General features: G+C 69.5%; 22 protein-coding genes. 7 read left to right on the plus strand and 15 right to left on the minus strand.

What is annotated here, in order from left to right; all coding sequences use genetic code 11:
- Positions 1 to 7: 7 nt before the first annotated feature.
- A complete protein-coding gene (locus MYMAC_RS27850) occupies positions 8 to 1,900 on the minus strand; it encodes a M1 family aminopeptidase (protein ID WP_095960278.1) in 1,893 nt (630 codons plus the stop codon).
- Positions 1,901 to 1,953: 53 nt separating this feature from the next.
- On the opposite strand from MYMAC_RS27850, the gene MYMAC_RS27855 reads away from it, so the two are divergent.
- Entirely contained in the window at positions 1,954 to 2,544 is a 591-nt protein-coding gene (locus MYMAC_RS27855; RefSeq protein ID WP_095960279.1) for a hypothetical protein, read from the plus strand.
- 43 nt (positions 2,545 to 2,587) lie between these two features.
- Here the strand turns inward: MYMAC_RS27855 and MYMAC_RS27860 are convergent, their stop codons facing one another.
- On the minus strand, positions 2,588 to 3,625 hold the full coding sequence (locus MYMAC_RS27860) for a PEGA domain-containing protein (RefSeq protein WP_013942182.1): 1,038 nt from the start codon (positions 3,623 to 3,625) through the stop codon (positions 2,588 to 2,590).
- Positions 3,626 to 3,708: 83 nt separating this feature from the next.
- On the opposite strand from MYMAC_RS27860, the gene MYMAC_RS27865 reads away from it, so the two are divergent.
- Positions 3,709 to 4,269: a hypothetical protein gene (locus MYMAC_RS27865; protein ID WP_204816984.1), complete on the plus strand. Its 561-nt coding sequence runs from the start codon at positions 3,709 to 3,711 to the stop codon at positions 4,267 to 4,269.
- Between the two features lie 68 nt (positions 4,270 to 4,337).
- On the opposite strand, the gene MYMAC_RS27870 is transcribed toward MYMAC_RS27865, so the two are convergent.
- The 7 genes from MYMAC_RS27870 to MYMAC_RS27900 all read right to left on the minus strand — a co-directional run bounded on the left by MYMAC_RS27870 (position 4,338) and on the right by MYMAC_RS27900 (position 12,110).
- Positions 4,338 to 5,861, minus strand: a complete 1,524-nt coding sequence (locus tag MYMAC_RS27870) for a cellulose synthase family protein (RefSeq protein ID WP_095960281.1) — start codon at positions 5,859 to 5,861, stop codon at positions 4,338 to 4,340.
- Between the two features lie 325 nt (positions 5,862 to 6,186).
- On the minus strand, positions 6,187 to 7,167 hold the full coding sequence (locus MYMAC_RS27875; RefSeq protein ID WP_095960282.1) for a D-alanine--D-alanine ligase: 981 nt from the start codon (positions 7,165 to 7,167) through the stop codon (positions 6,187 to 6,189).
- A gap of 214 nt (positions 7,168 to 7,381) precedes the next feature.
- Complete coding sequence (locus MYMAC_RS27880) at positions 7,382 to 7,633, minus strand: hypothetical protein (RefSeq protein WP_157757567.1); 252 nt, start codon at positions 7,631 to 7,633, stop codon at positions 7,382 to 7,384.
- Positions 7,634 to 7,692: 59 nt separating this feature from the next.
- Entirely contained in the window at positions 7,693 to 8,049 is a 357-nt protein-coding gene (locus MYMAC_RS27885; protein WP_095960284.1) for a hypothetical protein, read from the minus strand.
- A gap of 2 nt (positions 8,050 to 8,051) precedes the next feature.
- Complete coding sequence (locus MYMAC_RS27890; protein WP_095960285.1) at positions 8,052 to 9,752, minus strand: PEGA domain-containing protein; 1,701 nt, start codon at positions 9,750 to 9,752, stop codon at positions 8,052 to 8,054.
- A gap of 69 nt (positions 9,753 to 9,821) precedes the next feature.
- On the minus strand, positions 9,822 to 11,192 hold the full coding sequence (locus MYMAC_RS27895; protein WP_095960286.1) for a S41 family peptidase: 1,371 nt from the start codon (positions 11,190 to 11,192) through the stop codon (positions 9,822 to 9,824).
- A 57-nt stretch (positions 11,193 to 11,249) separates the two neighbouring features.
- The gene (locus MYMAC_RS27900) at positions 11,250 to 12,110 is read right to left on the minus strand and encodes an alpha/beta fold hydrolase (protein ID WP_095960287.1); all 861 of its coding nucleotides are present in this window, start codon (positions 12,108 to 12,110) and stop codon (positions 11,250 to 11,252) included.
- Positions 12,111 to 12,315: 205 nt separating this feature from the next.
- On the opposite strand from MYMAC_RS27900, the gene MYMAC_RS37020 reads away from it, so the two are divergent.
- The 3 genes from MYMAC_RS37020 to MYMAC_RS27905 are packed head-to-tail and all read left to right on the plus strand — an operon-like array spanning position 12,316 to position 14,875.
- Positions 12,316 to 13,449: a nucleotidyltransferase domain-containing protein gene (locus tag MYMAC_RS37020; protein WP_170114781.1), complete on the plus strand. Its 1,134-nt coding sequence runs from the start codon at positions 12,316 to 12,318 to the stop codon at positions 13,447 to 13,449.
- A complete protein-coding gene (locus tag MYMAC_RS38815; RefSeq protein WP_476695877.1) occupies positions 13,439 to 13,891 on the plus strand; it encodes a type II CBASS E2 protein in 453 nt (150 codons plus the stop codon). Before MYMAC_RS37020 ends, MYMAC_RS38815 begins: the two co-directional genes overlap by 11 nt.
- Before the next feature lie 6 nt (positions 13,892 to 13,897).
- Positions 13,898 to 14,875: a CBASS cGAMP-activated phospholipase gene (locus tag MYMAC_RS27905; protein WP_095960288.1), complete on the plus strand. Its 978-nt coding sequence runs from the start codon at positions 13,898 to 13,900 to the stop codon at positions 14,873 to 14,875.
- A gap of 36 nt (positions 14,876 to 14,911) precedes the next feature.
- On the opposite strand, the gene MYMAC_RS27910 is transcribed toward MYMAC_RS27905, so the two are convergent.
- The 4 genes from MYMAC_RS27910 to MYMAC_RS27925 all read right to left on the minus strand — a co-directional run bounded on the left by MYMAC_RS27910 (position 14,912) and on the right by MYMAC_RS27925 (position 18,335).
- The gene (locus tag MYMAC_RS27910; RefSeq protein WP_204816986.1) at positions 14,912 to 16,045 is read right to left on the minus strand and encodes a murein hydrolase activator EnvC family protein; all 1,134 of its coding nucleotides are present in this window, start codon (positions 16,043 to 16,045) and stop codon (positions 14,912 to 14,914) included.
- Positions 16,042 to 16,944 (minus strand): cell division protein FtsX, encoded by a 903-nt coding sequence (locus MYMAC_RS27915; protein ID WP_013942191.1) that lies wholly within the window; start codon positions 16,942 to 16,944, stop codon positions 16,042 to 16,044. The genes MYMAC_RS27910 and MYMAC_RS27915 overlap by 4 nt, the downstream gene beginning before the upstream one ends.
- On the minus strand, positions 16,941 to 17,633 hold the full coding sequence (gene ftsE, locus MYMAC_RS27920; protein ID WP_011555699.1) for a cell division ATP-binding protein FtsE: 693 nt from the start codon (positions 17,631 to 17,633) through the stop codon (positions 16,941 to 16,943). The genes MYMAC_RS27915 and ftsE overlap by 4 nt, the downstream gene beginning before the upstream one ends.
- A 135-nt stretch (positions 17,634 to 17,768) precedes the next feature.
- On the minus strand, positions 17,769 to 18,335 hold the full coding sequence (locus MYMAC_RS27925) for a hypothetical protein (protein ID WP_013942192.1): 567 nt from the start codon (positions 18,333 to 18,335) through the stop codon (positions 17,769 to 17,771).
- 227 nt (positions 18,336 to 18,562) lie between these two features.
- Here MYMAC_RS27925 and carF point away from each other — a divergent pair, with 227 nt between their 5' ends.
- Positions 18,563 to 19,414: a plasmanylethanolamine desaturase gene (carF, locus tag MYMAC_RS27930; protein ID WP_013942193.1), complete on the plus strand. Its 852-nt coding sequence runs from the start codon at positions 18,563 to 18,565 to the stop codon at positions 19,412 to 19,414.
- Between the two features lie 81 nt (positions 19,415 to 19,495).
- On the opposite strand, the gene murI is transcribed toward carF, so the two are convergent.
- A complete protein-coding gene (gene murI / locus MYMAC_RS27935; RefSeq protein ID WP_095960289.1) occupies positions 19,496 to 20,311 on the minus strand; it encodes a glutamate racemase in 816 nt (271 codons plus the stop codon).
- Between the two features lie 114 nt (positions 20,312 to 20,425).
- On the minus strand, positions 20,426 to 21,355 hold the full coding sequence (locus MYMAC_RS27940) for a hypothetical protein (RefSeq protein ID WP_239989058.1): 930 nt from the start codon (positions 21,353 to 21,355) through the stop codon (positions 20,426 to 20,428).
- A 269-nt stretch (positions 21,356 to 21,624) separates the two neighbouring features.
- On the opposite strand from MYMAC_RS27940, the gene MYMAC_RS27945 reads away from it, so the two are divergent.
- Positions 21,625 to 22,335 carry a MotA/TolQ/ExbB proton channel family protein gene (locus MYMAC_RS27945; protein WP_013942196.1) on the plus strand — a complete coding sequence of 237 codons (711 nt, stop codon included), beginning with the start codon at positions 21,625 to 21,627 and terminating at the stop codon, positions 22,333 to 22,335.
- The last annotated feature ends 9 nt before the right edge of the window (positions 22,336 to 22,344 follow it).

A 22,344-nucleotide genomic window follows, 5' to 3' on the forward strand; every position in this document is an offset into this window, starting at 1 on the left:
CCCCGCGTCACTGCCCCAGCAGCCCGGGGATGAGCTGCTCCATCAGCTCCTTTGACTGGGCGTCGAGCTCCTGGAAGGCCTCCAGCCCCTGCATGCCCTGGAGCGCCTCCAGGTCCATGCCCGGGAGGGACTGCAGGTCCTCCAGGCCCTGAAGGCCCTCGAAGCCGCCCAGCAGGGACTCCAGCCGGGGCTTGCCCAGGTCCTCGTCGCCCTTCGCGTCCCGCCACCACCGCGTGCGCAGCCGCTCCAGCGCGCTCGCGTTGGCGGGGCTCGCCTTCGCCAGCTCCTTCGTGAAGCAGTCCTTGCACGTCCACTTGAAGCGGTACGTGTCCACGTAGGCGCGCAGGGCCTTGAGGAAGGCCGCGTCTCCCACCAGCTTCCGCGAGGCGTGGTGCAGCAGCGGCGCCTTGCCGTAGACGAGCGCGCCGTACTCCAGCTCATCCGCGAAGTGCCCCGTGGGCCGGTCCGCGCGGCCGTCCTTCCCGCCCGTCATCCGGTACAGGTGGTACTGCCCCACCAGCGTCTCCTGGCGCATCGTCTCCGCCACCTTCTTGCCGTGCTTCCACTCCAGGTAGAGGAGCGCGGCGTACTGCGCCAGCGACTCGTCCACCACCGGCTCCAGGATGGGGTCCGAGCCCACCAGCCCCGCGAAGTACTGGTGCGCCACCTCGTGCGCCACGGTGAACTCCAGCGTGCGCTCCATGGCGCCGTTGAGCTGCCCCAGCACCCCGCCCGCGCCCCCGCCCCCGCGCTGCCCCAGCATGCCCATCATCGCCTCCAGGTCCGCCATGCCGGGCATGCCGGCCAGCATCTCGGAGGCCCCCGCCGCGCCTCGGTACAGCGACGTGGCGATGGTGACCAGGCCGGGGAACTCCATGCCGCCCGCGCCGCCCGACAGCGGCGCCTGCACCACGCGGAAGTGGGTGTACGGCAGCGGCCCCAGGCGGCGCTCGAACTCCGCCAGCATCGACGTGGCGTGCTTCAACACGCGCTCGCCAGCCTCCTGGTCCGCCGCGGCGTAGTGGCTTTCCACCGTGACGCCATTCACCGTGGCGGTGGAGCTGGCGTAGCCCCGCGACACGAACAGGGGGAAGTCACGCACCGCGGCGGCGGCGAAGGCGTAGCGCACCCGCCCATCCCGCTCCGGCACCTCGCCCATGGGCGCGCCGGTGGCGTGGACCGCCCAGCCCGAGGGCACGGTGACGGTGGCCAGCACGTGCGCGGGCTCGTAGAGGCCCAGGTCGCCAATGCCCTGCGGCCCATCCCAGGGCTGGCCATCCTCCCCCACCGGCGGCACCTGCGGCACCACGCCCACCAGGCTGATGAAGTCCGGCGAGGCGGAGAAGGCGCCATGGTCCCCGCCCGAGGGGCGCCCGCCGCCGCCTCCCATCAACCCGCCCAGCAAGCCTCCGGCGGCCCCCGGCGACGGCGTGGCGGCGCGCGGGACGAGGCCCTCCACCGCGACGTCCAGCACCGCCGCGGCGCCCGGCGGCACGGGCTCGGACTCCAGCGACAGGCGATACAGCGTGGGCTCCGGCCGCTCCAGCTTCACGGGCCGTCCGCTCAGCTTCGCGTCCGACAGCGTCAGCCGGCGGCTCCGCGCGTTGGGCGTCAGCCGCAGGTACAGCTCGGTGAGGGGGCGCTTCCGGGCCAGCACCTCCACCTGCACCCGGCCCGTCACGGTCCGGGCGTCCGGGTCGACCTCCAACTGCACGCGGTAGAGCGGCAGCTCCTCCAGCGGCCCCAGCGCCTTCGCGGCGCGCTCACGCTCCGCGGGCTTCAGGTGCTGCAGGCAGAGCTGCACCTCGGGTGAAGCCGGGGGCGCCGCGGGCGCGCTGCTCCACGCCGGAGCCCCGGACAACGCACACCACAGCAGGCACCCATGGAGGAAGGTCCGCATGCGGCCATGCTAATTGACCCGGGACACCCCTGCTCATCTACCCTGGACCTCCCATGCATTCTCGAACGCTCGTCATGGCCGCCACCCTGGGGCTGATGTCCTGTGCGCGGCAGGTGCCCGCCTCGGCCCCGCCCACCTCCACCGGCCCCCGCGCCGTCCGGCTCCTGCTGGACACCCCCGCCCAGGAGACGCACACCCTGACCGCGCTGCGCGAGGACGTGGAGGTGGACGCCACCGAGGGCGAGCGCACGCCGCGCGTCGTCACCACCGGGCAGACGCCCACGCTGAGCCTGAACGGGAACCGGGCCCGCCTCTACGGCGATGCGAAGGGCACCCTGGGCATCGCCGTGGACAACTTCCTGCTGCTGGAGGTGCTGGACGCCCAAGGCAAGGTGAGCCGGCGCGCCACCGTGGGCTTCACCGAGGCCGTCCACATGGGCCCGGAGATTGTGGACAGCGTGGGGCGCCGCGCCTTCACCTTCGAGGCGGGCGAAGTGGACATCACCCACCTGCTGCCCGAATCCGCCCCCTTCCAGGTCCGGGCGACGGCGCTGGACACCTGGGGCGTGGGCCGGGTGAGCGACGTGTACCTGCTGCTCGCCCCGGACCGCCGCGCGGACGACGACGACCTGCGCGGCCAGTAGCGCGCCCCCCTGAACAGCGGGTGGGACGCGCGCGCCGCTTGAATCAGAAGCGGAGCCCGGCGGGCGCGGGCGCCTGGAGCCCCGCGCCACCGCCGCGCACCGAGCGGACGCCGCCCAGCACGGCGTCACAGCCCGCCTCGCCACACACGGCCGCGGGGCTCAGCGGACTGGCGCCACCCTGCGTCGCCATCACCGCGCCCACCGTGCCGGCGGCCACCACCGCGCCAATGCCGGCCCACACGTACCAGCGGCCGTACCAGGGCTTGGAGCCCTCCACCTCGGGCGTCTCCGGGTCCCCCGCGAGCGACAGGCCCGGGGCCGTCTCGTCGTCGCCATCCAGCTTGGAGGACGGCTCCAGCACCGGGCTCTTCGGCGCGTCCGCCATGGCCACCGACGGGTCCATCGCGGGCCGCAGGTTGCCCGTCACCTCGTAGCTCCGGCCCGCGAACACGGTGATGTTGTGCACGTCCGGCCTGAAGCCCGGCGCCCGGAACTCAATCTCACGCGAGCCCGGACGCAGCAGCACGTTGGCCTGCGGCACCTCGCCCACCTGCTGTCCGTCCACCAGCACCACCGCGTCCGCCACGTCCGCCGTCAGCGTGGCGAAGCCCATGGTGGCGTCCAGCGACACCAGCACCTCCGCCTGCGAGCCCGCCTTCACGTCGATGCGGCGCGTGAAGTCCGCGTAGCCCGGCCGGCGCACCACCAGGTGGTGCTCACCCGGGCGGACCTCCACCGGCACCACGGCCGCGGAGAGGACGCCGAACTCCTTCCCATCCACGAACAGCCTCGCGCCGCGGACGTTGCCCGTCATGCGCACGAGCACCTCCGTCTTCGCGGGCGTCAGCGGCGCCAGCAACAGGTCGTCCTCGGCCGCCTTCTTCCTGCCCCTCGCCGGCGCCTTCGCGCGCGCGGGCTTCTTGGCGGGCTTCTTCTTCTTCACCACCCTGGGCTTGGGCTTGGTTGCCTTGGGCTTCGACGGCGTGGTGAGCGGCGCCAGGAAGTCATCCTGCGCGAGCGCGGCCGACGGGGCGGCCAGGACAGTCACCAGGGCGAAGACGACGATGCGGTGGAGGCTCATGACGAACCGAAGGTTAGAGAGTCATCCCAAGGGAATCAAACAGAGTCCCAGGGCCTTGAGGATTGGGAGAATATCCGCCCCCCATGCACCGCGTCCTGCCCACACTGGCCCTCCACCTCAGCGTCCTCTCCCTCACCGCGTGCTCCGCGAAGGCGCCGCCCAGGACGGAGCCCGGGCCGCCGCCGCCGCCCGCGGTGAAGATTCCCGCCGGCTGCGAGCAGAATCAGGCCGGCGAGTACCACCACGCGGGGAACCCCGCCTTCCGGTACTACGGGGACGATGACGGCGGCACACTCTCGCTCGCCGTCGTCCGGGCCCATGACTCGGAAGCCGTGGACGCCCCGGACGCGGGCTCGCCGTCCATCGTCCTGCGGCGCACCCCCGCCGGCTTCGTGGGCGAGACGCGCGCCACCGGCTTCTCCGGCGCCGGCACGCCCTGCCCTGTCACCTTTCCGACAGAGGTGCTCCACTGCACGGACGCGGGCCTGACGCTGCGCTCGGCGACCAGCACCTCCATCGACGAGGACTGCCGCACGGCCCCGTCGGGCGCCCGCGGCGTCAGGCTGGAGCAGGTGCTGGTGCGCGGCGCGCCGGACGCGGGAACACCGCCGGACGCGGGCAGCACGCCGGACGCGGGCACCTGACGACGAAGAAGGGGTGAGGCGGCGCGGTGCCAGCCTCACCCCTCACCTCCCCGAAGGAAGGACGCCGCTCAGGCCGCCTGGCGGGGCTGCTCGTCGGGGGTCTCCACCGTGGGGGCGGACTCCGCCAGCTTCAGCCGGCCGGACAGGCCCTGGAGCAGGCTGGAGCTGCCCACGTAGAGGAAGCCCGCCAGGAACAGGACGATGAAGGGCACCGACGTGTAGATGCGCGCGTCGATGGCGAACCACAGCGCGCCGGTGAAGTACGCCGCGAAGAGCAGCTCCACCAGCGGCAGCAGCGACTTGCTGCCCCGGTACGCCTTCTTGACGACGACGGCCTTCTTGCCCTCGGCGCCCGTCTTCGGCGTGCGCGCGAAGCCCGACTGCTGGTTGAGCAGCGCCTCGGCCACCGCCTTGGCGTTGCTGATGGCCATGCCGATGCCCAGGCTCATGAGGAAGGGCAGGTACTTCACCCGCTCCCACCCCTTGGCGCCGCGCTCACGCTGCGCCGCCACGTAGAAGAAGCAGACGCTGGCGGTGGCCGTGAGGAAGAAGGGCAGGTCCAGGAACAGCGTGCCGTAGAGGCCGTGCTGGAAGCGCACCACCATGCTGATGGGCATCAGCACCGACAGCAGCACCATCAACAGGTACGCCATGTTGTTGGTGAGGTGGAAGAAGGCCTCGCGCTTCACCACCAGCGGCAGGTCGCTCTTGAGGATGGTGGGCAGCAGCTTCTTCGCCGTCTGGATGGAGCCCTTGGCCCAGCGGTGCTGCTGGCTCTTGAAGGCGTTCATGTCCACCGGCACCTCGGCCGGGGAGATGACCTCGGGCAGGAACACGAACTGCCAGCCCTTGAGCTGGGCGCGGTAGCTCAGGTCCAGGTCCTCCGTGAGCGTGTCGTGCTGCCAGCCGCCCGCGTCGGAGATGGTGTCACGGCGCCAGATGCCCGCGGTGCCGTTGAAGTTGAAGAAGCAGCCGGCGCGGTTGCGCGCGGTGTGCTCGATGATGAAGTGCCCGTCCAGGAAGATGCTCTGGGCCTGCGTCAGCAGCGAGAACTCGCGGTTCAGGTGGCCCCAGCGCACCTGCACCATGCCCACCTTGTCGTCCGAGAAGAACGGCACGGTGCGCATCAGGAAGTCGGGGCTGGGCACGAAGTCCGCGTCGAACACGGCCACGAACTGGCCCTTCGCCAGCTTCAGGCCGTTCTCCAGCGCGCCCGCCTTGAAGCCCTGGCGGTTGACGCGGTGGATGTAGACGATGTCGTGCCCCCTCTGGCGCATGCGCTCCACGCACGCCCGGGCGATGCCACACGTCTCATCCGTCGAGTCGTCCAGCACCTGGATTTCAAGCAGGTCGCGCGGGTAGTCGATGCGGCACACCGACTCCACCAGGCGCTCCACCACGTACATCTCGTTGAAGATGGGGAGCTGGATGGTGACCTTGGGCAGCGTCGTGAGCGCACCCTTCGGCGTCGGCAGCTTGAACTTGTGCCGGTAGTACAGGAACGCCATCCGGTACCTGTGCGAGCCGTAGACTCCCAGCACGCACAAGAGGCTGAAATAGACGCCCAGGAAGATGATCTCGACGGTGGTCATCGGTGACGCTCAACCCCTGCCACAGCCCTCAGGGCCTGCGGTCCTTCCGTGCGGGTCGGCCTGGCTGATTCCGCCCCGCGCGTACCGCCCCGGGATGGGTCGTCCAAGCCCCCACATCGTATGTACCCGAAAAGACAAGGTTTTGACCTTCGGGGAGTGATCGGCGCCGGACAATAGGAATGCGTTCGAGGCCGTGTCAAACTATTCCCCGGAATTGAACGTTCCGTTCAGGGGGCTCTGACACCCTGCGTCGCTCCTGCCGCACCCGGCTTGTGGCCCTGGCGCTGGGGTTGAAACAACGCCAGGGGTTGACCGACCTGGAGGGTCAGCTCACCGCGCGGCGGGGCATGGCCAGGTCCGGCGCGCCCTCCACCGCGGGGGCCTCCAGCACGCCGGCCTCGTCGCGGGTGGCGAGCGCCAGGATGCGCTCCGTCAACGCGGCGAAGTCCAGACCGGCCCGGGCGGCGATTTTCGGCAGCAGGCTGGTGGGGGTGAAGCCCGGCAGCGTGTTCACCTCCAGCACCACGTCGTTCTCCGTGTCCGAGCACAGCAGGTCCACCCGCGCCTGCCCGCGGCAGCCCAGCGCGCGGTACGCGGCCAGCGCCAGCGCCTCCACGTTGGCCACGCGCGTGGGCGTCAGCCGGGGTGGGCAGAAGTACGCGGCGCCGCCCTTGTACTTGGCGTCGAAGTCGAAGCCCTCGCGCGGCGTGGCCACCTCGCAGCTCCCCAGCACCTCGCCCCCGAGGATGCCCACCGTGACTTCGCGGCCCGCCACGTAGCGCTCCACCAGGGCCTGGCCGCCGAAGCGGCTCGCCTGCGCTACCGCGGGCGCCAGCGCCTCCGGCTCACGCACCACGGCCAGCCCCACCGAGGAACCGCCGCACGCGGGCTTCACCACGCACGGGAAGCCCAGGTCGCCGTGCAGGGCCAGGGCGCGCCACGCGTCCTCGCGCGCCACCGTGTAGCCCTGGGGCGTGGCCAGGTTGTGCAGGCGGAAGAGCCGCTTGGCGAAGGGCTTGTTCATGGCCAGCGCCGACGCCAGCACGCCCGAGCCCGTGTACGGCAGCTCCAGCAGCTCCAGCAGCCCCTGCACCCGGCCGTCCTCGCCCATGCGCCCGTGGAGCGCGATGAAGGCCACGTCCAGTTCGGCCGCGCGCAGCGCCCGGTCCAGGCCCGGCCCCGCGAAGACGCGCGTCACCTGATGGCCCCGGGACTCGAGCGCCGCCACCACGGCCTCTCCCGTCTTGAGCGAAATCTCCCGCTCCTCGCCCCACCCGCCCATCAGCACTCCCACGCGCTTGCCCATGTCGATGATGCCTCCTTGGGCGGAGCGCAGAGCACGGATGATGCCAACCCCCAGGTGACGGGCGGAGCCGGACGCGACGTGCGGAATGCCGAGGCTCGCGGGATGCCAGCCACGCCATGCGGGCCGAGCAGGCGTGTCCGCCAGGCCGCGGCGTGGCCCGGCCGACACGCAACGGGCGGCCCACGAGCGCGCTGCCCGGCTGCTCCGCACAAGCTCAGTGGACCGCGCGGGCGCTCGGGCCGGCGGCCTGCCTCGGCGCCAGCACGGCGCGGGCGCACGAGCCGGCGGCCTGCCTCGGCGCCAGCACGGCGCGGGCGCACGAGCCGGCGTCCTGCCTCGGCGCCAGCACGGCGCGGGCGCACGAGCCGGCGGCCTGCCTCGGCGCCAGCACCGCGCGGGCGCACGAGCCGGCGTCATGCCTCGGCGCCAGCACCGCGCGGGCGCAGGCTCCGCGCCGCCAGCGCACGGCGTCAGCCCAGGCTCCGGGCCGGCGCCGCGGAGCGCCTGCCCCACCCGGGCGTCGAATCAACTGGTCGGGTCGTTCGGAAGCGGCTCCGTCGGCCCGGTCCCCGAGTCCGCGGTGCTCCCCGCGTCGGGGTCGACGCCGGTGCCCGCGTCCGAGCCCGCATCGTCGGTGCCCGAGTCGGCGCCGAGGCCGCCGTCGGAACCGAGGCCGCCGTCGACGCCGGCATCCGCGCCGCCGTCCGACGCGCCGGAGCCGTCGGCGACGCATGCGTTGTCGACGCAGGTGTAGCCCTCCAGGCACTGGTACAGCTCATCGCAGGGCTGCCCTTCCTCGTCGAAGTCGACGAGGAGGCTGCACGCGGACAGCCCGGTGCCCAGGGCCATGAAAGCAACGAGGTTTCGCAAGGGACGGCGCATGGCTAGTAGTTCCGGAGATCGTCTTCGTCGAGTGCGGGCCGCTTCTTCTCTTCCTCGCGCCGCCGCTCTTCCTGCTCGCGCCGCTCCTCCAGCTCCTTGCGCTGGCGCTCCACCTCTTCACGGCGCTGGCGGAGGTCCTCCTCGCGCTGACGCTCCTCCGCGCGAGTATCGGACGCGTTCTGCGTCGAGGCGGGCTGCGCCTGCGCGGGCGGCGGAGGCATGGGCAGCGACTCCTTCGTCGCGGCGGGCGCCGGCGCGCGGGAGGACGACTTCGCGCCGCCACCGCTGCCGCCCTTGGCGAAGGCCAGGTAGCCACCCGCGCCCGCCGAGGCGAGGCCCAGGAGGATGCCGAGGTCGGCCACCAGCGCGTACGTCTTGCCGGTGCTCTTGATGTCCTGGGCCCGGCTGCTGTTCTGGGCCGCGCGCTTGAAGTCATCCGCCTTCGCGGAGGCCTCCATGCCGAAGTAGACGCCGCCGGCCAGCATCGCCACGCCCGTGGCCATCAGCACGTAGCCCACCGTGCGGCGCGTGCTGCTGATGCCGCCCGCGAAGTGCGTCACCGGCTTGCCGTCCTGGCGCGGCGCGTCCGCGGCCACGAGCTGCATCAGCATCGACTGCGAGCCATCCACCAGGGCGTCGCCACGCGGCACCGTCCCCAGCGCGTACGCCAGGTTGTGGCCATCCGCCACGTCCAGGCGCAGGCCCGTCACCTCCAGGGGGCTGGTGCCCGCGCCGCCCCGCACCAGCAGGGCCAGCACCTGCGACACGCCCGCCAGCGTCCCCAGCTCCCGCAGGGCCGCGTCCCGCTCCGGGCTGTCCGGCTTGCGCGCCGCCTGCTCGGAGAACACCTGCAGGCCCGTCTGCGCCGCCACGGGGGCCAGCGTCAGGGTGACCTCGCCCTCGCGCTCCCGGCGCTGCGTCAGCGCGTAGCCCGGCGCCACCACCGTCACGTAGTGGTCCGCCGCCGTGAGGCCCGCGACGTCCACGGGCGAGATGCCCCGGAACTGGCCGTCCACGAACACCTGCGCGGGGACGGGCTCGGTGCTCACGCGCAGGGCGCTCCTGGCGCCGGTGAGCACCGCCTTGCGCTCCTGCTCCACGAAGGTCATCTCCTCCGGCGGGAAGAAGTTGGGCGAGAAGCGCGCCTCGGGGTTCAGCGCCAGCGCGGTGCGAATCTCGAGCTGCGCGGCGGTGTTCTCACCGTTGGCCACCTGCGACGCGGCCTTCATCACCCGCGCGCGGCTCAGCTCGGTGAAGCGCCGCGACAGGTCCGCCCCCTCGTAGCCGCGCACCGCGTTGTCGAAGTGCTTGAGCGCCTTCTCGGTGTCGAGCTCGTCGTAGGCGCGCTGGCCGGCCTTCATCGCCTCGGCGGCCTCGGCCTCGCGGGCCTGGCGCTCGCGCAGCCCGTCCGCGTCCAGCGCGTCCGCCAGGCGCACCAGCCTCAGCCGCCCCGAACGCGTCACGGCCTCCTCCGCCTCGCGCGCCAGCCGGGCCGCGTCGCCGCGGGCCGCCGCGTCCAGCGCGATGGCCACCACCGTGACGGTGGCCGCGTCGGCCGGCGCCTCCGCTGTCGCCGCGCTCAAGGCCCGGGGCACCAGCCGCGTGGACACCGGCGTCTGCGCCGCCGCGGGTCCCACGGCCAGCAGTCCCACCAGCCATCCACTCAACGCGGCGTGAGCCGCTCGCACTCTCGAAGGTCGCATCGCTCGTCCACCTTTTGCTCGTTGCGCATCAAACGGACTGCACGGCGAAATGCAAGTGAGAAGGAGTCCTCAGCGACCCGCTGCCCGCGCCGGCGCGCGCGCGGAGGCCAGGCCGTGGAGATAGTCCAGGGCGACCTTCAGGGGATGGTCCTCCAGCTTCGCGGTGACGTCCCAGGGCTTGAGGTTCTCCGGCGGGCCCTTCGGCTCCGGCGCGGCGGGCTCGGCCGAGGCGACGGGCTCGGCGCGGAAGTGGCGCTGGAGGTCCTTCTCCCGCACCACGTCGCGCGGCACCTTGCCCCCCGGCGCATCGGGGACGAGGAAGTCCGGGGTGATGCCGCGCTCCTGGATGCTGCGGCCCTTGGGCGTGTAGTAGCGGGCGATGGTCAGCTTCAGGCCCGAGCCATCCTCCAGCTCGATGACCGTCTGGACGCTGCCCTTGCCGAAGGTGGGCGTGCCCAGGATGGCCGCGCGGCCATGGTCCTGGAGCGCGCCCGCCACGATTTCGGACGCGGACGCGCTGCCCGCGTTGACCAGCACCACCACGGGGTAGTCCTTCTCCGTGTCGCGGTCCTTGCTGCGCTCCACGGTGGCGCCGCGCCCGTCCCGCCCCCGCGTGGAGACGATGGGCAGGTTGCCCGGCAGGAACCGGTCGCTCACCGCCACCGCCTCGTTCAAGAGCCCCCCTGGGTTGTTGCGCAAATCGAGCACCAGCCCGCGCAGCTCCCTGCCGCCGTTGAGCCCGCGCAGCCGGTCCAGCTCCTTGCGGAGGTCCAGGTCCGTGCGGTCCTGGAAGTTCTTCACCTTCACGTGGCCGATGCCGCCGTGCAGGGCGCCCTCCACGGACACGATGCGGATGTGGTCCCGGATGATGGCGATCTCGCGCGGCGCGCTGAAGCCCTCGCGCATGATGGTGAGCAGCACGCGCCCGCCGGCCGGGCCGCGCATCTTCTGCAGCGCGCGCCCCACGTCCATGCCCTCGGTCCGCTCCCCGTCGATGCCGACCAGCTCGTCGCCGGCCTTGATGCCCGCGCGCGCCGCGGGCGTGTCGTCGATGGGCGCCACCACCACGATGCGCTCGCCCTTGCGCGCGATTTCGATGCCCAGGCCGCCCCACTCGCCCGAGGTGTCAATCTTCATCTCCCGGTACACGTCCGGGGGGAGGAACACCGTGTGCGGATCCAACGTCTCCAGCATCCCCTGGATGGCGCCGTACATGAGCTTCTGCCGGTCGGGCGACTCCACGTAGTTGTTCTCCACGTAGGAGAGCACCCGCGCGAAAACCTCCAGTTGGCGGTACGTGGCGTCGTCACGCTCGGCCTGCGCCGCGCGCGCAGCCCCGCCCCCGTCCTTCCCGGGTGGCTCCGCGGCATGCGCCCAGGGAGCGCTCAGCAGGAAGAAGGCGGTCAGCGCCGCGCGCCACGGCTGGGAGGAACCCGTCACGTCGGTACGTCCTTTCCCGGGGTGGCCCCGGAAGGCTCGTACCAGTCTACCCGGCCCTCACAGCTCCGCCGAGTCGGCGAAGCGCACCAGATGCGACACCAGCTCGTCCGGGCGCTCCAACTGCGGCACGTGTCCGAAGCCGTCCACTACCCGAACCTGGGCGTGGGCAGGCAGGTGGGCGCGGTACCAGTTCAGCGTCTCCGACGGCAGCAGCCGCTCGCTGCCGCCCCACAGGAACAGCACCGGCATGGCCAGGTTGCGCACCTGCTCGGGCTCCAGGCAGGCGCGCGTGGCCAGCGCCTCGGCCGTCAGCGCCCGCACCGTGGGTGTGTCGTAGAAGTGGCGCAGCTCGTAGGCGAACAGCAGCGCGGGCAGCGGCGGCCGGTGGAACAGCCGCCGCGTGAAGGCGCGCGCCTCCGCAGGAGACTTCACCGCGAACGAGTTGAGCAGCGCGGTGTTCTCCGCCTCCGGCAGTTGCGCCCCCGCCGGCGCCACCAGCGCCAGCGCGCGGACCCATTGGGGGTGGTCCGCCGCCAGGTTCACCGCCATGGCCCCCCCCAGCGAGTTACCCACCACGAAGGCCGGCTCCTTCACCACCTCTTCCACGTAGGCGCGCAGCACCTCGAACTGGTTGCGCACGCAGACCTCGCCGCCGCAGTACTCCACGGAGAAGCCGTGCCCCGGCAGGTCCGGCGCGAAGACGCGGGAGAAGCGCTTCGCCATCCCGAAGAGCGTGCGCCCGAAGCCGTTCGCCGAGCCGCCCAGCCCGTGCACCAGCACCACCGGCGGCCCCTTGCCCTGCCCCGTCAACGCGTAGTGGTGCACCGACTGGCCACCAACCTGCACCGACGTGGACTCGACACCTCGCGCCACCAGCATGTGCCGCAGCGCCTTTTGCATTCCGCCCATCAGGTCCATGCGCTCGCCTGCTCCTCGCAGAAGGGTCCTTTGACAATAACAACGCCCCCGCGACTTTGCCGCAATGCGTCAGGGGTTAGGTGAAAGCCAGAGGGAGGGGTCGACCGCCTGCCCGCCCTTGCGCACTCGTGATGCCAATGTAGGCATCAGGCGACAACTCCCCCAGTCCAGACGATGTCAGACCCGGGTGGTAGGGCTCGTCGCCATGCTCTCCCCCCCAATTTCCAGGACACCGTTGCTCTCCGCCAATCCGAGCCTCGACTACCTACTGGCCCAAGTAGCCGAAGCCGTACAGCTCACAACGACCCAGTACACGAAAGCGACGGAACACTACGAGGCCGTTGCTCGGTGGTTGGAAGCTGACGATAGCCTTCTCGCCAAGTTGAGCCCTCGAATCTACCCCCAGGGGTCAATGGCCCTTGAAACGACGGTAAAGCCGCGAGGAGAGGTCGAATACGACTTGGATCTTGTCTGTCAAATGAGCCACTCGCCAGGCTCAGCCATGGACCTCTACTCTGCGGTCTACGAACGCCTAGCGGCGCACCAGACCTATCGAACAATGCTGAGCAAAAAAAAGCGGTGTGTTCGCCTTGAGTACCAGGGAGAGTTTCACCTGGACATCATTCCAGCCATACAGGACCCCTTCCGGGGGACAACCAGCCTACTAGTCCCCGATCGCGAACTCCGGGGCTGGACGCCAAGCAACCCCAAAGGCTTTGCAAGCTGGTTCAAGTCAAAGGCCGCACTCAGGCTCGTCGAGAAAACGGCGCGCTACGACGCTGAGCCGCTGCCAGCACTTCGCGACTACGACGAAAAGCCACCTCTTGCGATCTCGGTTCAACTTATGAAGCGGGCGCGCGATATCATTTTCGATGGTGACGATAACGCGCCACGATCTATTCTTCTCTCAACGCTCGCCGGTCACCACTACCAAGGCCGCACCTGCACGTTAACAAGCACGTTCGAAATCCTGTACGGGATCCAAGAGCAAATTCGTTCAGCATCCCCCAACACCATTGAAGTATCCAATCCAACCAACCCTGACGAGCGGTTTTCAGACAGCCTCACTAGAGAGAGATATACTACGCTCAAAGAATTCACGAGACACCTGACGTCCGAACTTACCAAACTCCTCGACGCCCGAGGCCTTGACACCTACCAGTCCTCACTTGAGAGCATCTTCGGCGTAAAGCCAGTGGCAACTGCCTTCGAAAAATACGGACAGCTCCTGAATTCACGACGCAACACCCGAACACTAACCTACTCACCGACGGGACTCAACATTATCACACCCACCACGTCTCCACGGGTTCCGAAAAACACCTACTTTGGCAACTAAAATCATCAGGGGTCGACGCCTAAATCTCCATCTACAGGCAACTGGAATCAGACAAACATGGCCAGCGCTCCATTCATCTGTGCGCAAAGGGCTACTCATCACACGTGGTTCCATTCAACCTACTCCACTCACCAGAATCTATCTCATTCGAATAGAGTACCAAGAAAATAGAACTCCAGAGATCTACATAGAAAGCCCTCAACTCACAAGACGACCCCAAGAACCAGAGCGCCCAATCCCGCATACATACGACTCACTCACCCCGGGAAGCGAGCGTCCCTGCATATTCCACCCAGCATCCGACTGGAACGCAACGAAGCCAATCGCCAAAACAATCATCCCATGGCTCATGTGCTGGCTTGTAGACTATGAGATCTGGCACGCCACCGGAAAGTGGCTTGGCGGCGGCATCGAGCACACTCGACCAAGGAAATCGGAGTAAAAAGGCATGGACAGAAAACGCTTTCGCATCCTCAGCCTAGACGGCGGAGGCATTCGGGGGGCCTACACCGCAGCCGTATTGGCATCCATTGAAGAAACCAGCGGGAAAAGACTCGTCGACCACTTCGACCTAATTGTAGGAACGTCCACAGGAGCAATCACAGCGGTTGCCCTAGGCATGGGGATTTCAGCCAGCAAACTTCTGGAATTCTACCTGAATTACGGGCCGTCAATATTTCCACGGGCCCGCGGTCTCGATCGAATGTTTCAGGGCTTTCGCTGGTTCGCCCGGGCGAAATACAAGACAGAGCCACTTGAACAGGCTTTATCCGAAGTACTTGGAAATCGCCTGTTTGGTGAATCTCAATGTCGCCTCGCGATTCCCTCCTACGATATCGTCTCAAACTGCGTGCGCGTATTCAAAACAGCTCACGGCGAGCGCTTCCGGCAAGACTATAAACGTTCCGCCGTCGAAGTCATTCGAGCGACGACCGCTGCGCCAACTTACTTCGATGCTATCGTCACGGCCAAAGGCGAACTTTTAATCGATGGCGGAGTTTGGGCAAACTGCCCATCAATGGTGGGCGTTGCCGAAGCACTGGACCTTGGGGTCGCGCTTTCAGACATCAACCTCTTAAGCGTAGGCACTCTTGGAGAAGCCCAAGACTTTGCTCGTGCCGCCCGTGGAGGGGGCATCTTTCACTACGCTCGGAACCTGTACGTCCTGGGCATTTTAATGGACGCGCAGGCGAGAGGTGCATGGTCTCAAACTAGGCTCCTGTTGAGCAACCGTGCAACTCGGATCACCCAGACAGTGCCAGCCGGGCTATACGCTCTCGATGACACCAAGGGACTACAAGATCTAGTCGCCCGTGGGCGCAGCGATGGCCGACACAATACCGACTTCGTCTTGAGGGAGTTCCTTAACGAGCCAGTGACGCCATTCGTTCCAATATATTCAACCTCAACATTTCCTGCCCTTTGAAAACATTATTGCCCAATCCATGGCCGATAATGTTCATCACAAAGCAGGGCTCAGCCACGGGGCGGGGTCGACCGCCTGCCCGCCCTTGCGCACCTCGAAGTACAGGTAGGCCCCCTTGAGGGAGCCGGTGTCGCCCACCTCGCCCACCACCTCCCCGGGGAGCACCAGGGCCCCCAGGGCGGGGGTGATGGAGGCCAGGTGGGCCATGAGCGTGTGGTAGCCGTCCCCGTGGTCCAGGATGAGGAGGTTGCCGTAGCCGCGCAGGGCCCCGGCGTAGGCGACGGTGCCCTCGGCCACGGCCCGCACCGGCGTGCCCGCGGCGGCGCGGATGTCCAGGCCCTTCTGGACGGTGACGGTGTTGAACCGCGGGTTGACGACCTTGCCGAAGGCCACCTCCACGATGCCGGGCACGGGCCGGGGGAGCTTGCCGCGCAGCGCGCCGAAGCCGCTCGTGGCGGGCAGCTCCTTCAAGTCCTGCATCACCCGCGTCAGCTCCGCGTCGGCCTGCTCCAGCTCGCGCACCGCGCGCCGGGCCAGCTCCGCCTCGCCCGCGAGCGCGCCCACCACCTCCTCCAGCCCCTCCTGCTGCAGGCGGGCCAGCCGCTCCTGCTCCTGGAGGAAGGCCATGCGCGCGGCGAGGGAGAGCTGGAGCCGCTCCAGCTCGCGCGTCGCCTGCCGCTGGAGCCGCTCCACGCGCTGCACGGTGCGCAGCAGCTCCAGGTCGCCGGACATGCTGGCCTCCAGCGCCCGGGCGCGCCACACCAGCGCGGCGAAGTCCTCGGCGGACAGCAGCACCTCCAGCGGCCGGCGGCGCATCAGCCGGTACAGCGTGCGCAGGCGCGGGGACAGCCGGCGGAGCTGCAGCTTCAGCGCCTCGGCCAGCACGGCCTGCTCGCGCTCGGCCAGCAGCACGCGCCGGCGGAACACCGCCAGGTCTCCTTCCAATGAGCGCACGCGCCGGCGGGAGAAGGCGGCCATCTCCTGCATCAGCTCCACGCCCTCCAGCACGGAGAGCTTCTTCGCCTCCACCAGCGCCAGCGTCGCGCGCTGCGCGCTCAGGCGCTCACGCACCGCGGCCTGCTCGGCCTCCTCGGCCGCCGTCGCCGGAGCCGCCGCCACGGCCGCCGAGGCCCACAGCCCCAGCACCCCCAGGAGCAGGCCCCGGCTCATACGCGGAGGAAGCGCCCCACGGCGACGAAGCTGCCGCCCAGCCCCAGGCCACAGCCCGCCAGCAGCAGCTCCAGCGCCAGCCGGGGCTCCACCCACGGCGCCGCGACGCTCGGCCCCAGCAGGAAGGAGAAGAGCGCGCTCAGCGTCGGCCCCAGCATCCGGCCGAAGGCCCACAGCCCGAGGAGCGCCACCGCCGCGCCCAGCACGCCCTGCAGCAGGCCCTCCAGGAGGAAGGGCGCCTTGACGAAGCGGTCCGTGGCGCCCACCAGCTTCTGGATTTCAATCTCCCCGCGCCGCGAATAGATGGCGAGCTGCAGCGTCGCCGCCACGATGACCACCGTGGCGCCCAGCACCACCGCGAAGGCCACCAGCGAGCCGAAGCGCAGCGCCCGGGCAATGGCGGACAGCCGCTGCACCGCCGCCTCGCCATAGTCCACGCCGTCCACGCCGGGCGCCGCGCGCAGCGTCCTGGCCAGCGCCAGGAGCGCGTCCGGGTTGCGCCGCTCCGGCGGCACGCGCAGCTCCAGCGACACGGGCAGCGGGTTCTCCGGCAGCTCCGCCAGCGCCTCGCCCAGGTCGCCCAGCTCCGTGCGCAGCCGGGACAGGGCGTCCTCCGGCGACACCAGCGTCACCTCGCCGCCGCTGAGCGCCTGCACGCGGGACAGGACGCCGTGGACCTCGTCCGCGTCCAGCTCGGGCGCCAGGTACACCGTCACCTCCACCTCGCCGCCGAGCGACGCCAGGAGGTTGTCCAGCACCCGCGCCGCGCCGCGCGCCATGCCCGCGGAGAACAGCGCGATGGCGATGGTCGTCACCGCGATGAAGTGCACGAAGGGGGACTGCTTCAGCCCCACCGCCGCGGAACGGCAGAAGTACGTCACCTTCGACAGCGCGCTCATACCACCATCCGGCGCGCCGCCTTGACGCCGTCCTCGTCGGACACAATCTGCCCGCGCTCCAGGCGCACGGTGCGCTTCTGGTAGCGCGACAGCAGCGTCGCGTCGTGCGTGGCCACCATCACCGTGGTGCCGCGCACGTTGACCTGCGTGAGCAGGTCCATGATTTCAACGGTGAGCGCCGGGTCCAGGTTGCCGGTAGGCTCGTCCGCCAGGAGGATGGTGGGGTCATTCACCAGCGCCCGCGCGATGACGACCCGCTGCTGCTCTCCACCGGAGAGGCGCAGCGGGAACGAGCCCGCCTTGTGCTCCAGCCCCACCAGCTTGAGCATCCGCCGCACCTTCTCGCGCGCCTCCGCGCGGGGCACGCCCAGCACGTCCAGCGTGAAGGACACGTTGTCCTCCACCGTCCGGTGCGGCAGCAGCTTGAAGTCCTGGAACACCACCCCGATGTTGCGGCGCAGGTACGGCACCGCCGACTCGCGGATGCGGGCGATGTTGCGGCCGCCCACCAGAATCTGCCCCTTGGTGGCCTTCTCCGCGCAGAAGATGAGCTTCAGCAGCGTCGTCTTCCCCGCGCCCGAAGGGCCCGTGAGGAACACGAACTCACCCTTCTCCACGTTGAGGTTGATGTCCGACAACACCGGTGGGTCGCCGGGATACGCCTTGTATACGTGGAAGAACTGAATCATGGCGGCGGGCGGGAGGCCGCCAACCTAGCACGCCCGGACGGCATCCCCCACGCACGCGCCGCGAGAGGGACTGCTGCCCGCCCGCCTGGGCACGCCCGGTGCCCACATCCTGCGTCCGCGTGCGACGGCGAAGGGCTACTGCTCGCCCTCGCCCGCCAGGTAGCTGAGGATGACCTCGTCGAGGCTCTTCTCCGAGATGAGGTCCTCACCGAAGAGCGTCTCCACGCCAATCTCGTTGATCTTCGGCTTCTCCTTGAGGGCCCGCGCCGCGGCGACCTCCGGAGGAACCACCACGGGCGCGGGCGCCGCCACCGGCGGAGGCGGCGGGGGTGGCCGCTGCGCCATGGGCTGGCCGGGCTGCAGCTTCACCTGCGCTGGGTCCGTGTCCGCCGCGAGCTGACCGGGCTGGTAGCTGCGCGCCGTTGACTCGTAGCTGTCGTACACCCCGTTGATGAGGTTGCGCAGCATCTCCTTGTGCTGCTCCTCCATCAACTCACGCACGACCTCCGCGAGGTTCTCCGCGTTGAGGATGTCCGCGTAGGACGTCTTCTTCGACGCGAGGATGTTCCCGCCCACGAACAGGTGGGTGATGATGTGGGGGTTGTTGACGCCCGAGTCCTCGGTCTGGACGTGGTAGACCTTCCCCTTGTGCTTGATGTTGTGATTGAAGCCGGTGACGGCTTTTTCGAAGGTTTTCGTCATCGCCGAGGTCGCGGACCGTACCAGCCGCATCCGCACGACACAAGGTAAGCGTGACCTGCTCGCGTGCTTCCGCGCGTGCCACACGCACACGAGTGACTCCCTGGCCCACCAACCGTGCAGGCCACGGCGATTGCCCGGCGGTTCCGTTGAAAAGCTGAAAGCGGCTGGGATACGTACAGGCTGACGGACGGGGTGCCTCACGCCCCATCAACGGCGAGGACGCCCGGATGAAGACCCAAGAGATTGACAAGAAGGTGCGCCAGCAAGATGCCCAGGTGCTGGCCCAGGGGTATTCGCCCGCCATCCGCGCGATGGAGATCGCCGCCATCGTCTCCTTCGTCTCGCTGGAGCTGGCGCTGGTGTACCGGCTCTGGGGCAACCCCTATACGGGCACGTGGCTGCTGCTCAGCGCGGTCCTGCTGGGCTACCTCGCCGCGGACTTCGTCTCTGGCTTCGTCCACTGGCTGGGTGACACGTGGGGCTCCACGGAGATGCCTCTCCTGGGCAAGGCGCTCATCCGCCCCTTCCGCGAGCACCACGTGGACGAGAAGGCCATCACCCGCCACGACTTCGTGGAGACCAACGGCAACAACTGCCTCATCTCCCTGCCGGTGGCCATCCTCGCCCTGTGCCTGCCCATGAGCAGCCCAGGCTGGGTGTTCACCGCGGCCTTCCTGGGCGCGATGATCTTCTGGGTGATGGCGACCAATCAGTTCCACAAGTGGTCGCACATGGATTCGCCGCCCGCGCTCGTCGGCTTCCTCCAGCGCGTGCACCTCATCCTGCCCCCCGACCACCACCGCATCCATCACACCAGGCCGTACAACAAGTACTACTGCATCACGGTGGGCTGGCTGAACAAGCCGCTGACGATGATCCACTTCTTCCCCACCGCCGAGCGCCTCATCACCTGGGCCACGGGCCAGCTCCCGCGCCAGGATGACATCGGCGCCGAGGCGGCGCTCGCGCTGGTGGCCGCGGAAGGCGACAGCGAGGCGCCGGTGGTCCAGGCCGCCAAGGAGCTGCTCAACAAGGCCACCGCGCCGGAGAAGCCCGCGTCCAGCCGGCCGTCGGCCTGAGGTCTCCGCCGTGTCGCGCCCGCGCCGATGCCGGGCGTCACGGCGTGAGCGCGCCGCGGCCCCAGGCGCGCCGCGGCAGCGTCAGAAGGTCAGGTCCACCTGCTCCGCCGTCTCAATGGGACGGCCGAGGAACCGGGCCCCCACCTCCATGAAGCGCTCCGGCACGTCCGTGACGTAGTACGCGTGCGAAGGCGCGCCGGGCGACGCCGGCGCCAGCCCGCCCCGCTCCGTCAGCAGCGCGGCCACGGCGTCCGCGGTGGCCTCCGCCGAATCCACCAGCGCCACCTGGGGCCCCACCACCTCCGCGATGACGCCCTTGAGCAGCGGGTAGTGCGTGCAGCCCAGCACCAGGGTGTCCACGCCTTCGCGGGTGAACTCGGCCAGGTAGTCGCGCGCCACCAGCAGGGGCACGTCCCCCGTGGTCCACCCCTCCTCCGCCAGCGGCACGAGGAGCGGGCAGGCGCGGGCCTTGGCCCTCACCCGTGGGTCCGCGGCCTCGAGCGCGCGCTGATAGGCGCCCGAGCGGATGGTGCCGGGTGTGCCGATGACCCCCACGCCGCCGCCCCGCGTGCGCGCCAGCGCCGCGCGCGCGCCAGGGAGGATGACGCCCACTACGGGCACCGGCAGCGCGGCCTCCAGCGCGGGCAGCGCCACGGCCGAGGCGGTGTTGCACGCCACCACCAGCAGCTTGATGCCGCGCTCCAGGAGGAACTCGGCGTTCTTCAGCGAGTAGCGCGTCACCACGTCGCCGGACTTGGTGCCGTAGGGCACCCGCGCGGTGTCCCCCAGGTACACCGTGCTCTCATGGGGGAGCCGGGCCAGGAGGGCCTTGAGGACGGTGAGCCCGCCCACGCCAGAATCGAAGACACCAATGGGACTGTGGCTGCCTTGCCGCATGGAGCGTGTCCCTATCACGTTTGATGCCAGCGCCAGCGCCCCCCCGCTGAACGCACGAAGGGCCGGGATGCGCCATCCCGGCCCTCCGCTTCCTGCCCAGCCGGCTGGCCGCGCTCAATCCTGGATGAGGTACACCGGCAGCGAGGCGTTCGGCCCCGGGAACTCGTGGGCGACCACGTCGATGACCGGCGAGCCCTCCGGCGAGAAGTACTCGCGGCCATCCCCCGCCCGGGCGTACATCTCCACCACGTACCGGCCCGGCCGCAGGAACTGGTAGACCACCACCGAGGCTTCGTTCGGGCCGTCCACGCAGTCGTGCCAGTCGCCGACGTCGCCGTACACCAGCTCGCCCGTGTGGATGTCGCGGAAGTTGATGCCCACGCGGTTCAGCCCGGCCGCGTAGCAGCTCAGCGGCGTGCCGTGCCGGGAGCGCAGCTCCCACCGGACCGACGCCCCGCCAATGGCCCACAGCGAGGCGGTGTGCGAGGTCGGCCGGCCCAACTGGGTGAGGATGTCGCCCCCGAAGTAGTACCAGGGCAGCCCGCCTCCATCGACGGCGACCAGCTCCACGAAGTGGTAGTCCGGGGTCAGGTACGGGGTGCGGATCTGCTCGCCCCCCTGGCCATCCCAGCAGTCGAAGCGCTCGAACTCGCCGCCATCCACGCTCGCCTCGACGAAGGTGATTCCCGCCTGGTTGCAGTTCGGGCTGTGGCTGTAGCTGTTCGGCGGGAAGAGCCAGCTCAGGTAGGCGAAGGACGGCGGCGCGCCCACCGGGGTCATGTCCACGTCCACCGTCACGTTGCCGTTCACCGTGAAGCTGCCCTGGACCTCGTACAGCAGCTCATTGCCGTAGCCCACGCCCTCCAGGCGGAACGAGTAGGTGCCCGGCGCGAACCGGTGGAGGACGATGCCGTCGAAGCCGTTCGCCTGGCAGCTGTAGCGGCCGTCGTTGGCCAGCAGCTCGCCAGGGATGATGACGTTGACGCCCGCCACGGCGCGGTCTTCGTCGCAGCGCAGGCCGCCGAAGCTCCAGCGGAAGGTCACATCCCCTTCGTAGCGGGGGACGTCACAACACGGCTCATCGTGGACGACACAGCCAGGGAGGATCGCAGCCAGGCAGAGGAATGCGACCAGCAGCCGGGAGTTCATGGGGCACCTGTCGGTGGGGCGAAAGTGAGGTGTTCGGCCCGTTTCAGCTCCATCCGACGGGCAGGGGCGGGAATTATTCACCGCCATGGCCAATCCAGCTCAAGCAACCAGCCGTGTCCCCATTGTTTGACCCTGTCTTATCGGAGTGTTACGCGCTGCTCCCCATGACGCCCCACCTGCCCCTGGCGCTTGGCGCCATGAACTACGTGGAGATCATCCGCGACGCCTCCCTCATCGAGCTGGCGGTCCTCCTGCTCCTGATGGGCGTATCCGTGGCCTCCTGGGCCCTCATCGCCATGAAGGCGTCCCAGCTCGCCAAGGCTCGCGCACAGTCTCTCACCTTCCTCGACACGTTCTGGAAGGCCTCCCGCCTGGAGGCCATCTACCAGACGGCCCAGAAGCTGGACGGCTCGCCGCTGTCGAAGGTCTTCTGTGCTGGCTATGAGGAGCTGACCAAGCTGGCGCAGACCAAGGACGGCGGCACCGAGGGCGCGCTGGCCGAGCGGCTGGGCGGCATCGAGAACGTGGAGCGCGCGCTCCACCGCGCCTCCACCGCGCAAATCACCGAGCTGGAGAACCGGGTGTCCTTCCTGGGCACCGTGGGCGCCGCGTCGCCCTTCGTGGGCCTGTTCGGCACCGTCATCGGCATCCTGAGCGCGTTCAACCAGATTGCCGAGCAGGGCAACGCCACGCTGGCCACGGTGGCCGCGCCGGTGGGCAACGCGCTCTTCGCCACGGCCGCGGGCCTGTTCGCCGCGATTCCGGCGGTGGTCGCCTACAACTCGTTCGTCAGCCGCATCAAGGTGTTCGACACGGAGATGTCGAACTTCTCCGCGGACTTCCTCAACATCATCAAGCGGCACTTCTTCCGCTAGGCGGGGGCC

The sequence above is a fragment of the Corallococcus macrosporus DSM 14697 genome, from assembly GCF_002305895.1.
Lineage (GTDB): Bacteria > Myxococcota > Myxococcia > Myxococcales > Myxococcaceae > Myxococcus > Myxococcus macrosporus.

Bases quoted from the DNA above. Each gene is read 5' to 3' on its own strand.
- MYMAC_RS27850 (WP_095960278.1), bottom strand. From the start codon at position 1,900: ATGCGGACCTTCCTCCATGGGTGCCTGCTGTGGTGTGCGTTGTCCGGG.
- MYMAC_RS27855 (WP_095960279.1), top strand. From the start codon at position 1,954: ATGCATTCTCGAACGCTCGTCATGGCCGCCACCCTGGGGCTGATGTCC.
- MYMAC_RS27860 (WP_013942182.1), bottom strand. From the start codon at position 3,625: ATGAGCCTCCACCGCATCGTCGTCTTCGCCCTGGTGACTGTCCTGGCC.
- MYMAC_RS27865 (WP_204816984.1), top strand. From the start codon at position 3,709: ATGCACCGCGTCCTGCCCACACTGGCCCTCCACCTCAGCGTCCTCTCC.
- MYMAC_RS27870 (WP_095960281.1), bottom strand. From the start codon at position 5,861: ATGACCACCGTCGAGATCATCTTCCTGGGCGTCTATTTCAGCCTCTTG.
- MYMAC_RS27875 (WP_095960282.1), bottom strand. From the start codon at position 7,167: ATGGGCAAGCGCGTGGGAGTGCTGATGGGCGGGTGGGGCGAGGAGCGG.
- MYMAC_RS27885 (WP_095960284.1), bottom strand. From the start codon at position 8,049: ATGCGCCGTCCCTTGCGAAACCTCGTTGCTTTCATGGCCCTGGGCACC.
- MYMAC_RS27890 (WP_095960285.1), bottom strand. From the start codon at position 9,752: ATGCGACCTTCGAGAGTGCGAGCGGCTCACGCCGCGTTGAGTGGATGG.
- MYMAC_RS27900 (WP_095960287.1), bottom strand. From the start codon at position 12,110: ATGGACCTGATGGGCGGAATGCAAAAGGCGCTGCGGCACATGCTGGTG.
- MYMAC_RS37020 (WP_170114781.1), top strand. From the start codon at position 12,316: ATGCTCTCCCCCCCAATTTCCAGGACACCGTTGCTCTCCGCCAATCCG.
- MYMAC_RS27905 (WP_095960288.1), top strand. From the start codon at position 13,898: ATGGACAGAAAACGCTTTCGCATCCTCAGCCTAGACGGCGGAGGCATT.
- MYMAC_RS27910 (WP_204816986.1), bottom strand. From the start codon at position 16,045: ATGAGCCGGGGCCTGCTCCTGGGGGTGCTGGGGCTGTGGGCCTCGGCG.
- MYMAC_RS27915 (WP_013942191.1), bottom strand. From the start codon at position 16,944: ATGAGCGCGCTGTCGAAGGTGACGTACTTCTGCCGTTCCGCGGCGGTG.
- ftsE (WP_011555699.1), bottom strand. From the start codon at position 17,633: ATGATTCAGTTCTTCCACGTATACAAGGCGTATCCCGGCGACCCACCG.
- MYMAC_RS27925 (WP_013942192.1), bottom strand. From the start codon at position 18,335: ATGACGAAAACCTTCGAAAAAGCCGTCACCGGCTTCAATCACAACATC.
- carF (WP_013942193.1), top strand. From the start codon at position 18,563: ATGAAGACCCAAGAGATTGACAAGAAGGTGCGCCAGCAAGATGCCCAG.
- murI (WP_095960289.1), bottom strand. From the start codon at position 20,311: ATGCGGCAAGGCAGCCACAGTCCCATTGGTGTCTTCGATTCTGGCGTG.
- MYMAC_RS27945 (WP_013942196.1), top strand. From the start codon at position 21,625: ATGACGCCCCACCTGCCCCTGGCGCTTGGCGCCATGAACTACGTGGAG.